Annotated in this window: 10 protein-coding genes; 6 read left to right on the forward strand and 4 right to left on the reverse strand. The window is 42.5% G+C overall.

Annotated features, from left to right (window positions below; genetic code table 11):
* The first annotated feature begins 58 nt into the window (after nucleotides 1-58).
* The gene (locus V7783_RS15850; protein WP_335679543.1) at nucleotides 59-2,560 is read left to right on the forward strand and encodes a penicillin-binding protein 1A; all 2,502 of its coding nucleotides are present in this window, start codon (nucleotides 59-61) and stop codon (nucleotides 2,558-2,560) included.
* A 66-nt stretch (nucleotides 2,561-2,626) separates the two neighbouring features.
* Here V7783_RS15850 and metL read toward each other — a convergent pair whose 3' ends face one another.
* Complete coding sequence (gene metL, locus V7783_RS15855; protein ID WP_335679544.1) at nucleotides 2,627-4,972, reverse strand: bifunctional aspartate kinase/homoserine dehydrogenase II; 2,346 nt, start codon at nucleotides 4,970-4,972, stop codon at nucleotides 2,627-2,629.
* A 6-nt stretch (nucleotides 4,973-4,978) separates the two neighbouring features.
* Nucleotides 4,979-6,241: a cystathionine gamma-synthase gene (metB, locus tag V7783_RS15860; protein ID WP_335679545.1), complete on the reverse strand. Its 1,263-nt coding sequence runs from the start codon at nucleotides 6,239-6,241 to the stop codon at nucleotides 4,979-4,981.
* A gap of 235 nt (nucleotides 6,242-6,476) precedes the next feature.
* Here metB and metJ point away from each other — a divergent pair, with 235 nt between their 5' ends.
* A complete protein-coding gene (metJ, locus tag V7783_RS15865) occupies nucleotides 6,477-6,797 on the forward strand; it encodes a met regulon transcriptional regulator MetJ (RefSeq protein ID WP_016709540.1) in 321 nt (106 codons plus the stop codon).
* An 83-nt stretch (nucleotides 6,798-6,880) separates the two neighbouring features.
* On the opposite strand, the gene V7783_RS15870 is transcribed toward metJ, so the two are convergent.
* Both V7783_RS15870 and rpmE read right to left on the reverse strand, forming a co-directional pair.
* The gene (locus tag V7783_RS15870; protein ID WP_335679546.1) at nucleotides 6,881-8,122 is read right to left on the reverse strand and encodes a malic enzyme-like NAD(P)-binding protein; all 1,242 of its coding nucleotides are present in this window, start codon (nucleotides 8,120-8,122) and stop codon (nucleotides 6,881-6,883) included.
* A 557-nt stretch (nucleotides 8,123-8,679) separates the two neighbouring features.
* On the reverse strand, nucleotides 8,680-8,892 hold the full coding sequence (gene rpmE, locus V7783_RS15875; protein ID WP_084448215.1) for a 50S ribosomal protein L31: 213 nt from the start codon (nucleotides 8,890-8,892) through the stop codon (nucleotides 8,680-8,682).
* A gap of 233 nt (nucleotides 8,893-9,125) precedes the next feature.
* Between rpmE and priA the strand changes: the two genes are divergently transcribed.
* From priA to hslU, 4 genes are all read left to right on the forward strand, one after another.
* Nucleotides 9,126-11,312: a primosomal protein N' gene (gene priA / locus V7783_RS15880; protein ID WP_335679547.1), complete on the forward strand. Its 2,187-nt coding sequence runs from the start codon at nucleotides 9,126-9,128 to the stop codon at nucleotides 11,310-11,312.
* A gap of 20 nt (nucleotides 11,313-11,332) precedes the next feature.
* Nucleotides 11,333-11,857, forward strand: a complete 525-nt coding sequence (locus tag V7783_RS15885; protein WP_335679548.1) for an SPOR domain-containing protein — start codon at nucleotides 11,333-11,335, stop codon at nucleotides 11,855-11,857.
* An 80-nt stretch (nucleotides 11,858-11,937) separates the two neighbouring features.
* Nucleotides 11,938-12,456 carry an ATP-dependent protease subunit HslV gene (gene hslV / locus V7783_RS15890; protein ID WP_016709545.1) on the forward strand — a complete coding sequence of 173 codons (519 nt, stop codon included), beginning with the start codon at nucleotides 11,938-11,940 and terminating at the stop codon, nucleotides 12,454-12,456.
* Nucleotides 12,457-12,467: 11 nt separating this feature from the next.
* Nucleotides 12,468-13,796, forward strand: a complete 1,329-nt coding sequence (hslU, locus tag V7783_RS15895) for an HslU--HslV peptidase ATPase subunit (RefSeq protein WP_335679549.1) — start codon at nucleotides 12,468-12,470, stop codon at nucleotides 13,794-13,796.
* Nucleotides 13,797-13,891 lie beyond the last annotated feature (95 nt).

Genomic DNA, 13,891 nt, shown 5'->3' on the forward strand with positions numbered 1-13,891 from the left:
ATCAATATATACTAGCAGTCTCCGATTCTAATTGGGAGTCCATTTAGGGAAAATATAAGTGATTTTATTAAAACGAACTTTACAATTTTTTATCATTTGCACGTTTTTGGGGCTCATTACCTTAGTAAGCCTTTATTATTACGTTAAATCTGATATCCCCAGTGTGCAAGTTTTAAAAGACGTGCAATTACAAACTCCTATGCAAGTATTTTCTAAAGATGGTTTATTAATCAACCAGTTCGGTGAAAAACGCCGTATTCCTGTGACCATCGATGAAATACCACAACCGCTCATAAATGCCATATTAGCCACTGAAGACAATCGCTTTTATGATCATATCGGCATAGATCCTATAGGTATTTTGCGTTCAGCGCTCGTATTAATTTCAACTGGCGAGAAAAAACAAGGCGCAAGTACTATTACAATGCAGTTAGCTCGTAACTTTTTCTTAACACGCGAAAAAGCCTATATTCGCAAGGTCAAAGAAATCTTTATTGCATTGCATATCGAAAACTTACTTAGTAAAGATGAAATACTGACTTTATACCTAAATAAAATAGAGTTAGGTAATCGCGCATTTGGTATCGGCGCCGCAGCACAAGTCTATTACGGTAAAGATCTTAACGAGTTAAATTTAGCGCAAATGGCGATGATTGCGGGCTTACCTAAAGCGCCGTCGGCATTAAACCCAATCAGAAACCCAATCCGTGCAAAAGCTCGTCGTAATGTGGTATTGGGTCGTATGCTTGATGAGAACTATATCTCAAGAGCCGAATATAACGAAGCCACCTCAGCGCCTATTACTGCGAAATTCCATGGCGCAGAAATTGAGTTGTATGCGCCCTATATTTCTGAAATGGTACGCGCCGAAATGGTCGCCCGATATGGCTATGAGCGCGCTTACAATACTGGCTTTAAAATTTTCACCAGCGTTGAATCTAACGTACAAGCAGCAGCACAAAGCGCACTGGTTAATAACCTCCATGCTTACGATATGCGCCACGGCTACCGAGGCCCAGCACAACAGTTATGGGACTTTGAAACCCAAACAGCGTTGAGCCATAGCGAAATATTGGAAAAACTAAGACCAGTAAAAGAAATCGGCCCATTATTAGCTGCCTCCGTACTTGAAGTGGGCGAACAAAGCGCTACCGTGTTATTAAAAAATGGTGAGCAAGCTAATCTTGATTGGGACAACTTAAAATGGGCGCGTAAATATATCACCCGCTATCGTCAAGGGTTTCCACCGAAAACGGCTGGCGACATACTCAACCCAGGCGAACAAATTTGGCTACGTACAAATGACGATGGCAGTTATTTACTTAGTCAGTTGCCTGAGGCATCTAGCGCATTGGTCTCATTAGATCCTAATGATGGTCGTATTAAAGCAATTGTTGGTGGTTATAGTTTTGAGCAAAGCCAATATAACCGTGCAGTGCAAGCTAAACGTCAGGTCGGCTCTAACATTAAGCCATTTATTTACTCTGCAGCATTAAATAATGGCTATACCTTAGCGTCTATTTTGAATGATGCGCCAATTAACCAATGGGATAAGAGCCTAGGCGTAGCATGGCGTCCAAAAAATAGCCCCGCAGTTTACAATGGCCCGATCCGTATTCGTCGCGCTTTAGCGCAATCTAAAAACGTTATCTCGGTACGCTTACTGCGTGGTGTTGGCTTACAACGTACCGCGGATCACTTATTAAAGTTTGGCTTTAAAAATAGTGACATTAATCGTAGTGAATCATTAGCATTAGGTAGTGCGTCAATTACCCCGCTTGAGCTTGCTCGTGGTATGAGTACCTTTGCCAACGGCGGTCACTTGATCACGCCATACTTCATTAATGAAATTCAAGATTCAGCGGGTAATGTATTATTCAAAACCGAGCCATTGTTGGCCTGTGATCCTATCACCCCTCAGTTAACCATTGAACAATTTGAGTTAACAACCGAGCTTGCTAACGCACAAGAACCTATACCGAATCATTGTGCGCCGCGAATTATATCAAAGCAAAATGCATTCTTAATTGCAGATGCAATGCACAGCGCAATATGGGGCGGCGGTAGCTGGGCACATAAAACGGGCTGGAGTGGTACAGGTTGGCGTGCTCAAGCACTAGATCGTCGCGATTTATCTGGTAAAACAGGTACTACTAATGACTCTGTTGATACTTGGTTTAGTGGCTTTAATCGCAACGTGATGACCTCAGTATGGGTAGGATTTGATAACCCAGGTAATCCGCTTGGTCGTTCAACCTATAACAACAATATGGATAAAAACCAAATATCCGGCGCGGAGTCTGGTGCCAAAACAGCTCAGCCAGCTTGGGTTGATTTTATGCGTGTTGCCCTCGACGGTAAACCTGAAGCACCAATTGAGCCACCAGAAGGACTCGTGTCAGTAAGAATCGATTTAGCAACCGGTTTACTGAGTCAAAAGAACGATTATACCAGTCGCTTTGAATACTTTGAAAAAGGCACATCGCCAACGAAGTATGTAATGCAACATGTGGAAAATGTCTTTGAAGAAGAAACTAAAACAGAAGAAGAACTGTTTTAATCGTCGCGATATAAAATCGCTGCTACGTAAAAAAGCGCCAATTGGCGCTTTTTTATTGCATGCTTTTTATTTTAAATTCTGTACTAACCAATATAAGTCGGAATGTACGCCCGCGGCGGTGACTTCTTTACCTGCACCTGGGCCTTGGATCACCAAGGCATTATCGCTATACCATTGGCTGTTGATCACAAAAATATTATCGCCAGGAGTCAAGTTAGCTAAGGCATCGCCTTGGGTTGCGTATGCCAATCCCACTTTAGCGGTTACTTTGCCTTCGGCAATTGTCAGCGCGCCGGTATAACGCAGTACTTTATTATCTTTAGCGGCATCAGCGGCTTTTTCAGCAATAAAGTCATCAAGCAACTTCTTGTTATCAAGGAAAGATTGCCAATCACCTTGCGCTAATTGCTCAGGCATTAACGGTGTTAAACCAATTTCGTCCAGCTCCAACGTTAAGCCTAATTCACGGGCTAAAATAAGTAGCTTACGCTGCATATCACGCCCTGATAAATCTTCACGGGGATCAGGCTCGGTGTAACCCATTTTTTGCGCTTGCAGGACTAAATCTGAAAACGCCACACTGCCGTCATAACTACTGCACAACCAAGATAAAGTACCCGAGAACACCCCTTCAATGTGGGTAATGCTGTCGCCACTGTTCTGTAAATCAGCAAGTGCAAAGTTAATTGGTAAACCCGCACCAACACTGGTGTTATAACGCCACAGCAAGTTACGCTCGGCTAAATTGCGGCGCAAGCTTTGATACCAATCATTATTGGCTGTGCCCGCGTATTTGTTAGCGCTGATCAAATGGCAATCTAAGTTCACAAACGCCGGGTATAGCTCACTAAATGTTTCACTAGCGGTAATATCAATCACCACTTTATGTTCATAATCTAGTTCGCTGATACGGGTTAATAAATCATCCTGCTGATAGTCAATCGCTTCGTTTTGCCACTGTGATTGCCATTGTTCAAGCGCAATGCCACTTGGGCTAAACAACATTGCCCGTGAGCGTAATAAACCAACCAACTTTACACTAAAATGCTGCTGTAAACGGTTCAGTTGCTGAGTAAGTTGCTCAATAAACACCTCACCAACATTACCTAAGCCTGCCACGATAATTGCTAATTCTTGACCTTTGTTGATTAACTTATCATGCAATATGGTCAATACATCACTATCAATTGATTGATCTGTAAGAAGTAAAATATAGTCGGTATCTTGATGACTAAAACGAGGGGTTAAGCTTTGCTCAGTAAGTACTCCAGTTGCTTGCTCAAATAATTGCGCCACATCATTACTTGGCGCGACGACAGCGCAGCCATGTAAATTAGATTCAATAATATTAGCGCGCCCTTGTAAGTGACTGACCACTTGATGAGTTGCATCAGCAGGCACTAATAAGTAAGTATCACCATTTTGCACAAAGTGATGCAAACTATGCTGAATTAGCTGGCTTAATTCACCAATTTCACCGCCTCGTAACTGATCAATACGTAATAAATCAATATTTTCTAAGGTAGTAATAAAACGCTTCGCCTTGCTGTAGCCTTCTTTGACAATTTCTGTCGCACTGGCTTCTGTATCATAGCTGCTACGAACCACTAACTTAATATCAGTATTTTTCAATGGTGATAAGGTTTTAGCGTGTAATACAGGGTTGCCTAAGCGTGCAAGCAAATTAGCTTGGCCGCGGCATACTTTTGAATACTTTATGGCTTTTTTAACTTTACGCGGATCAGTACTAAATACCCCTTGGGTATCAGTCCAAATAGACACTTGGTTAGCATGGCAATAACTGCTTAACAAAGTAGCACTGTAGTCACTGCCATTACGCCCAAGCGTTACCGTATTCGCTTGGCAATCGGCGGCAATAAACCCAGTAACCACATTAATACAATGCCCCGAGATTAACTCAGCACACGCTTGTTGATTTTTTTGATGTAATAACTGCCCATCATTTAAAGTAAATAACTGACGCGCATCGACATCTTTCGCAGCAAGACCGAGTTGCTGCAAATAAGTTGCTAACAATCGTGCCGACCACACTTCACCATGAGCAAGTAATGCAGCTTCCTGTAAGCTGTGCTGTTGTGTTTGTTGCGCTATTAAGGCCAACTCTTGCTCAAGTACGTTTAATGCTGCATGTCGCGCCGTAGGGCTTAACAATTGCTCAATCAACGTACGCTGATGATTATCAAGCTGTAGTAAAATATCACTTACTGCTTGTTGATCACTTTGCTGGTAGCTTTGCCATAGCTTAACTAACGTATTGGTGGTTTTACCGGCAGCAGAAACCACCACACAGTCACCCGCTTCAGTATGCGCTAAAATAATATTAGCAACAGCCTGATATCGCTCGGCTGAGCTTAAGCTTGAACCACCAAATTTATGAACTATATTTACCATTTTCTATTACCACAAAGCCGTATGTGCTGGAGTCAGCTTAAATGAGCTTGATTGCTCTTGATCTTGTTGTTGCGAAACCGATGTTGCTGTAGTTGCTGTATGTTGACCTTGACCTGGTTTCACTTTATTAAAAACCCGATCTAAATCAGCCACTAAATCTTTAGCGTCTTCGATACCGACCGAAATACGGATCAACGTATCACCTACGCCGGCAGCTAAGCGCGCGGTTGCTTCCATCCCGGCATGAGTCATGGTGGCAGGGTGACAAATTAAACTCTCTACGCCACCGAGTGATTCCGCTAAGCTGAATTCTTCAAGGCTGGTTAAAAATGCCGCTGCATCATTAACATCACCTTTAATATCAAAGCTTACCATACCACCGAAGCCACGTTGTTGTTGTTTTGCCAACTCATGTTGTGGATGAGACTCAAGACCAGGGTAATATACTTGGCTCACGAAAGGTGAGTTTTCTAAATACTGGGCAATGATAAAGGCATTTTCTTGATGTTGGCGCAGACGAACATTTAAAGTGCGCAAACCACGTAAAGTTAAGTAACTATCAAACGGCGCACCGGTAATACCAATGTTATTAGCCCACCAAGCAAGTTCATCACCAAGCTCCTGAGTTGCTGCAATCACAGCACCACCGACAACATCAGAATGACCATTAATATATTTAGTGGTTGAATGCACCACGATATCTACACCAAACTCAATAGGATTCTGTAGCGCTGGTGACAAAAAGGTGTTATCAGCTCCAACTAATGCACCGCACTGCTTGGCAATTGTGGTGATCGCTTTAATATCGGTTAAGCGTAAAATTGGGTTACTGGGTGTTTCAATCCAAATAAGCTTTGGTTTGATCTCAAGAATTTTTTGATGGTTTTCAGCTTTAGTTAAATCTAAAACCACTAATTTTAATAACCCGCGCTTTTCAAGCGAGGTAAATAAACGATAGCTGCCACCGTAGCAATCATGTGGGATCACTAAAGTATCATCACTATTAAGTAATTGCGTGGCTAAATGCACTGCCGCCATGCCGGTTGCAGTAATTATACCCTTTGCGCCGCCCTCAAGCTTTGCTAAGGTTTCAGCTAAAATGTCACGGTTTGGGTTACCGCTGCGGCCATAATCATATTGGCGCTTGGTATCAAAATCGGCAAATGAGTAGGTGGTCGATAAATGAATAGGAGGCACAACGGCGCCGTGATGTTTATCTGCATCAATGCCATTACGCACTGCAATAGTTGCTTTGTTCTTTTGACTCATAACGTCACCTACAATTAAATGGATGTTTAGACGTCTAAAAGGTTAGAGGATCGGATTTAAGAAGTCAAAGCATTTATGCTGTTTTAGGTGCAGGCATGGCAGTAAAAACATTTAAGTTGCTAGATGGCTAAATAACTAGTATTTGACTATCTTATTTAAAACGATAGAATTTCGGCATCTTTGCGCAGCAAAAGGTCGCGCAAACAATTAACAACCTGAGGCAACGACACATCCTATGGCTAAATGGAATGGTGAATATATTCACCCATACGCAGAACACGGGAAAAAATCAGAACAAGTTAAAAAGATCACCGTTTCGATCCCGTTAAATGTATTAAAAGTTTTAACTGATGAGCGTACTCGCCGTCAAATTAACAATCTTCGCCATGCAACAAATAGCGAACTACTTTGTGAAGCATTTTTACACGCATTTACTGGCCAACCATTGCCAAACGATGAAGACTTACGTAAAGATAATCCAGAGAAAGTACCTGAAGAAGTGAAGAAAATCATGCTTGAGATGGGCTTAGAAGTACCTGTACTCAACGAAGATTAAACAAAAATATACTTCAGGGATTGGCTACAAAAAAACCTCAGCGACATACGTTACTGAGGTTTTTTTATTAACCAGCAAATAAGTTACGCCATGTAGTTTTCAGGCATATCAATACGTGCGACGCCAGAGTCAATTGCCGCCTGCGCGACAGCTTTAGCGATACGCGGTAATAAACGCGGATCCATCGGTTTTGGAATAATATACTCAGGGCCAAATTCAAGCTTATCAACACCCGCTGCTCTTAACACTTCAGCAGGTACTGGCTCTTTAGCAATACTACGAATAGCATCAACCGCCGCAATTTTCATTTCATCATTAATTTTGCTGGCGCGTACATCAAGCGCACCACGGAAAATAAACGGGAAACACAATACGTTATTTACTTGGTTTGGATAATCAGAACGACCCGTCGCCATAATTAAATCATTACGCGCACCGTGAGCAAGCTCAGGTGATATTTCTGGATCTGGGTTTGAACAAGCAAATACCACTGGTCTATCAGCCATCAGTTTCAGATCTTCCGCTGCCAATAGGTTTGGCCCAGATACACCAACAAAAACATCGGCATCAGCAATTACATCTTGCAAAGTACGTTTATCAGTATTGTTAGCAAATAACTGTTTATATTCGTTTAAGTCATCACGACGAGTATGGATCACACCTTTACGGTCTAGCATATAAATATGTTCACGCAATGCGCCACACTTAATCAGCAATTCCATACATGCAACCGCAGCCGCGCCTGCACCTAAGCATACGATAATGGCATCTTCAATATCTTTACCTTGCACTTCGAGTGCATTGATCATGCCTGCGGCTGTAACAATCGCAGTACCGTGTTGATCGTCGTGGAACACCGGAATGCTACAACGTTCGATCAATGCCTTTTCGATTTCAAAGCATTCTGGCGCTTTGATATCTTCTAAGTTAATGCCACCAAACGTATCTGCGATGTTTGCCACCGTATTGATAAAGTCTTCAGTGGTATTGTGTTTTACTTCAATATCAATCGAATCAAGGCCTGCAAAGCGTTTAAATAATAAGGCTTTACCTTCCATAACAGGTTTAGATGCCAATGGCCCTAAGTTACCTAAACCTAAGATTGCGGTACCGTTAGTAATAACCGCGACCATATTGCCTTTACCTGTGTATTTATAGGCATTAGCAGGATCAGCAGCGATTTCACGTACAGGTTCTGCAACACCAGGGCTATATGCTAAAGCGAGATCTTGGACTGTTTCAGCCGGCTTGGTTAGCTCGACACTGATTTTTCCTGGAACGGGATGCGAATGGTAATGTAAAGCTTGTTCACGAAAATCTGACATAACGCGATTTTATCCTGCAAGTAAGTTAAGTTGAAAGTGAGAGTAAGCAGTTCTTATAGGGAACGATACCTATATTATAATTAAATTCAAGCAATATCAGGTCTATCCTGTTATATGCTATATCCGTTAATTTTATGCGTTTTATCGTCAAGTTTTGCAAAAAAGCTTCAATTTAAAGCGATAAAAACCTCATAAAGCATCAAAAAACCCAACTAAAAATGCTTGTTATGTGAGTATTTAAAGCAAAACCTAGCAATGAAAATAGATATTTGCATAAGCAAGACGTTAACAGCATTTAGCAGCATAAAGACCAACTTTATCGACTAAAGCATTTAATCTAGCGTTTTAACACGATAATCAATATAGAGAATAAATCACTATTTGTCTGTTATTTGCTCGCTATACTGGCTATAAAAGTGGGAAATAGTCACAACATAATGAATGCAGTAAATAACTCTAAATGGGCGGGAATTAAGGGCAAGATGGACGCCGTTTTTTTAATTACAGGCATAAAAAAAAGCACCCTAAGGTGCTTTTTTCCGACAAAACAACAAGAATTACTTGCTGCTAAGTGAACCGAAACGCTTGTTGAAGCGATCAACACGGCCACCAGTGTCTAAAACTTTTTGCTTACCAGTGTAAAACGGGTGACACGCAGAACATACGTCTAAGTGAATATCTTTACACAGTGTAGAACTAGTTTCGAATTTATTTCCACATGAACATGATGCTGAAATTACTTCGTACTTAGGGTGAATACCTTCTTTCATAGAAACCTCTAGTTAAGGCCGCATCGCTCTCCAAACCCGAAGTCTGGCACCATACGTCGTTAAAACAAATTATTTAGGACGCGTATTCTATGCAACAACCCCGCTTGCTACAAGCTTTAAATAGTGTTTTTGCTAATAAATTAAACAAAAACTTTAAAGCCGAGATTCGCCGCTAGGTTTTTAGCTGTAATTTTAGTACATTAACTTCCTTGCTAGTTATTGTTTGGGTTGTTATGAGTTTTGTTGAAGTTGCTATAAAAGTTCCGTTGCAGCGCACCTTTGATTATCGCATCCCAGCGCAACTTAGCGGTTTATCAACACCGCCTCAAGTGGGCGCTCGTGTCATGGTACCGTTTGGCAATCAACGTAAAGTTGCCGTGGTATTGGCTTTAAAAACACACAGCGACGTGCCCGCCGACAAACTCAAAGACCTATTTGAAGTCATTGACGATGAACCGATTCTATCGCCGCAACATATCGAATTATTGCGTTTTACCGCACGTTATTACTGCTATCCATTAGGCGAAACCATTCATATTGCCCTGCCCGGTGCACTACGCCAAGGGTTATGCCCTGATAAAAGCAGTATCAATATGGTGGCACTGACCGACAAAGGCGCTAAGCTTCCGTCTTTAAAAGCAAAAAGCCAATTAAACTTACTCAAGCAATTGGCCGAGTCAGGTAAATCATCTTTAACAGAATTAAAAGCATTGGGGTTTAGTAAAAAAACCATCGACAGCTTACTGGCTAAAGAACTGATCAGCCAAACCATCGAGCACGACAATCAATGGCAGCAACAAATACCTACAGTGGGCAACAAACCCACTTTAAATAAAGAACAAGCGGTTGCCTGCAGCACAATAAATCAAGCACAAGGGTTTAATAGCTTTTTGCTTGAAGGGGTGACTGGCAGCGGTAAAACTGAAGTCTATTTACAATGCCTTGAAGACGTTTTAAAACGTGGCGAGCAAGCGTTAGTGCTAGTGCCTGAAATAGGCCTTACTCCACAAACCGTCAACCGCTTTCGTCGACGTTTTCCAGACACCCCCATTATGCTGTGGCATTCTGCGCTGACCGATAATGAACGCCTGCAAACATGGCGCTTTTGTGAAAAAGCTAGCTGCGCCATAGTGATCGGCACCCGTTCAAGTATCTTCTTACCATTTTTAAAACTCGGCATGATCATCGTAGATGAAGAGCATGACAGCTCCTTTAAACAACAAGACACGTTACGTTACCACGCCCGAGATTTAGCCGCTTACCGCGCGTTTCAACATAAGATTCCGCTTATTTTAGGCTCAGCCACTCCTGCCCTTGAGACTTTGCATAAGGCACTTAACAATAAATACCAATTATTAAGTCTCACGCAACGCGCGCAAACCAGCACCGATAATCAGTTTCAATTATTGGATATGAAAGGTCAACCCGACCAAGCTGGCATCGCACAAGGCAGCTTAGCCACTATTCGCCAGCACTTAAAGCGTGGTAAACAAGTGATGGTATTTTTAAATCGACGCGGCTTTGCACCAACCTTGATATGCCATGAATGCGGCTGGCTCAGTGAATGCAAACGATGCAGCACCAGTGCGACTTTCCATAAAGCCATTGGTCAAATGATTTGCCACCACTGTGGCGAGCAAGAACGCGTGCCACATCAATGCCCTGATTGCGGCAGCACACAAATATTCCCTAATGGTAAAGGCACCGAGCAAATAGAGGAATTCTTAACAACTGAGTTTCCAGATACCCCCATTAGCCGCATTGACCGCGATTCAACGCGCCGTAAAGGCAGCTTAGAAAAAGCCTTAGACGATATCAATCAAGGTGGCGCACGAATTTTAGTTGGCACACAAATGCTGGCCAAAGGTCATCACTTTCCTGATGTCAGCCTCGTACTAATACTCGACGTAGATGGCGGCTTGTATTCCTGTGATTTTCGCGCAACCGAACATTTAGCGCAGTTGGTAACACAAGTGGCTGGACGCGCTGGGCGCAGTGGTGAGCCGGGTCAGGTATTATTACAAACCCACTTCCCTGAGCACCCATTACTGCAAGATTTAGTCAATAATGGTTATCAAGATTTTGCCCGCTTTGCACTACAAGAGCGTGATGACGCGCAACTGCCCCCCATTACCAATATGGCGATTGTTCGCGCTGAAGGTCACAACATCAAGCAAGTGGTCGATTTTTTAACAGATTTAGTTCCAGTTCAGAGCCTAACTGGTATACAATTGCTGGGTCCGATCCCTGCACCACTCGAGCGAATTGCAGGGAAATATCGTTTTCAATTACATATTCAAGCGCTCGAACGCCCTCTATTACACCAATATCTCGCGCAAATGGTCGACTATTTAAGTACCAGTAAATTAGCGCAAAAGGTGCGATGGAGCTTAGATGTAGATCCAATAGATATGATTTAAGGTTAGAAGTCCACATAACCATGGCACAACACGATTTTATAAATAAAAAGCCAAATAACCGCAAAAAACAACCACCACCAAAAAAGCCATTTCCGGTGTTATTGGTGATTGTAGCTATCTTGCTAGTTGCGGGTTTTAGTTTTGGTTTATGGTATGTAAAGACCAATGCCGATCCTAAACTGGTTGAACAGCAAGCAAATCCAATGCCTGCAAAAGTAAAAGAGCAACTAGCAAAACCGCGTCCTCCAGAATTTATTAAAGAAATCAAAGAACATGAAATTCAGGTTGAAGTAAGAGAAATTGAACAAAAAGGCCCCTATGTAATGCAATGTGGCTCGTTCAGAACTCATGGCCAAGCTGAAACTCTCAAAGCAAAAATTGCATTTGCCGGATTAATTGCCGAAATTAGAGAAACAACGGGCACCAATGGTGTTTGGTACAAAGTACGCTTAGGCCCTTACAAAACCAAACGTTTAGCCGAAAGCGATAAAAATAAACTCAAGCGCAGTAAAATAACTGGTTGTGGAATTTGGAATTGGACTTGATTTTAGTCCATTAACCCATATTAACTCATCATCAATCGTTTTTAACGGGTCGCCCCTGCGGCTCGATGATGAGGAATAACATGACCACTATTGTAAGTGTACGTCGCGGCGATAAAGTCGTCATTGGTGGCGATGGCCAAGTTTCACTTGGTAACACCGTAATGAAGGGCAATGCCCGTAAAGTTCGACGCCTATATAATGGCAAAGTGATCGCCGGTTTTGCTGGCGGCACTGCTGATGCCTTCACCCTATTCGAACGTTTTGAAAGCAAACTTGAAATGCACCAAGGTAACTTAACCAAAGCAGCGGTTGAGATGGCCAAAGATTGGCGCAGCGATCGCGCCTTGCGAAAGTTAGAAGCACTACTTGCTGTTGCCGACTCCACCGCGTCTTTGATCATCACCGGTAACGGCGATGTTGTGCAACCTGAAAACGACCTAATTGCGATCGGTAGTGGCGGTAACTTTGCCCAATCTGCGGCAACAGCCTTACTTGAAAACACCGATCTTAGCGCGCGCGACATCGTCGAAAAAAGCCTCACCATTGCAGGCAATATTTGTGTATTCACAAATAACTTCCAAACCATCGAAGAATTGTAATAGGAACTGCTATGTCTGATATGACTCCCAGAGAAATCGTTCATGAACTTGACCAACATATCATTGGTCAAGCTAAAGCAAAAAAAGCAGTGGCCATTGCACTTCGTAATCGCTGGCGCCGCATGCAACTTAATGAAGACCTGCGCACAGAAGTAACGCCGAAAAACATTTTGATGATCGGCCCAACAGGTGTAGGTAAAACTGAAATTGCCCGTCGTTTAGCTAAACTTGCCAACGCGCCATTTATCAAAGTTGAAGCCACTAAATTCACTGAAGTCGGCTATGTTGGTAAAGAAGTTGAAACCATCATTCGTGATTTGGTTGATGTTTCAATCAAAATGACCCGCGAACAGCAAACTAAAAAGTTTAAACATCGCGCAGAAGAAGCCGCAGAAGAGCGTATTTTAGACGCCCTACTGCCACCAGCTAAAGATTCATCAGGTGAAAGCCAGCGTGATGAAGGTTCATCTACACGCCAAGTATTCCGTAAAAAACTACGTGAAGGCCAATTAGATGACAAAGAAATCGATATTGATTTAGCTCAAGCACAACCAAACGTTGAGATCATGGCGCCACCGGGTATGGAAGAAATGACCAACCAGCTACAAAGCATGTTCCAAAATATGTCAGGTGACAAGCGCAGCAAACGTAAAGTTAAAATCAAAGAAGCCTTTAAGCTGTTAGTTGAAGAAGAAGCCGCTAAATTAGTAAACCCTGAAGAACTAAAAGAGCAAGCAATCTTCGCCGTAGAGCAAAACGGTATTGTATTTATCGACGAGATCGACAAAATCTGTAAGCGTGGTGAGTCATCAGGTCCAGACGTAAGCCGTGAAGGCGTACAGCGCGATTTACTGCCTCTTATTGAAGGCTCAACAGTGAGCACTAAACACGGTATGGTGAAAACCGACCACATGTTGTTTATTGCCTCAGGTGCATTTCAAATGGCAAAGCCATCAGATATGATCCCAGAGCTACAAGGTCGTCTACCTATTCGTGTAGAGCTTGAAGCACTGACCGCTGACGACTTTAAACGTATTTTAACCGAGCCACATGCCTCATTAACTGAGCAACAACATGCACTACTTAAAACAGAGCAAGTAAATGTTGAGTTTAGCGACGATGCCATTGAGCGCATTGCCAAAGCTGCATGGCAAGTAAATGAGAAAACCGAAAACATCGGTGCTCGTCGTCTACACACTGTGATGGAAAAACTAATGGAAGAAATTTCATATGATGCATCCGAGCAGGCAGGCAGCAGCATCGTGATTGACGCCGCTTATGTAGAGCAGCACTTAGGTGCGTTAGTTGAAGATGAAGACCTAAGCCGCTTTATTCTTTAATTTTAAAACTAGGATCTAGAGCCTAGGTTCTAGGTTCTAGGTTCTAGGTTAATCACTAAGGTATAACAATGAAGCAAGTGATCAAGGTACATCAT

The organism is Pseudoalteromonas sp., from assembly GCF_036960685.1.
Lineage (GTDB): Bacteria > Pseudomonadota > Gammaproteobacteria > Enterobacterales > Alteromonadaceae > Pseudoalteromonas.

Coding starts and splice junctions, on each gene's coding strand:
- metL (WP_335679544.1), bottom strand. CDS start 4,972: ATGGTAAATATAGTTCATAAATTTGGTGGTTCAAGCTTAAGCTCAGCC.
- metB (WP_335679545.1), bottom strand. CDS start 6,241: ATGAGTCAAAAGAACAAAGCAACTATTGCAGTGCGTAATGGCATTGAT.
- metJ (WP_016709540.1), top strand. CDS start 6,477: ATGGCTAAATGGAATGGTGAATATATTCACCCATACGCAGAACACGGG.
- V7783_RS15870 (WP_335679546.1), bottom strand. CDS start 8,122: ATGTCAGATTTTCGTGAACAAGCTTTACATTACCATTCGCATCCCGTT.
- rpmE (WP_084448215.1), bottom strand. CDS start 8,892: ATGAAAGAAGGTATTCACCCTAAGTACGAAGTAATTTCAGCATCATGT.
- priA (WP_335679547.1), top strand. CDS start 9,126: ATGAGTTTTGTTGAAGTTGCTATAAAAGTTCCGTTGCAGCGCACCTTT.
- V7783_RS15885 (WP_335679548.1), top strand. CDS start 11,333: ATGGCACAACACGATTTTATAAATAAAAAGCCAAATAACCGCAAAAAA.
- hslV (WP_016709545.1), top strand. CDS start 11,938: ATGACCACTATTGTAAGTGTACGTCGCGGCGATAAAGTCGTCATTGGT.
- hslU (WP_335679549.1), top strand. CDS start 12,468: ATGTCTGATATGACTCCCAGAGAAATCGTTCATGAACTTGACCAACAT.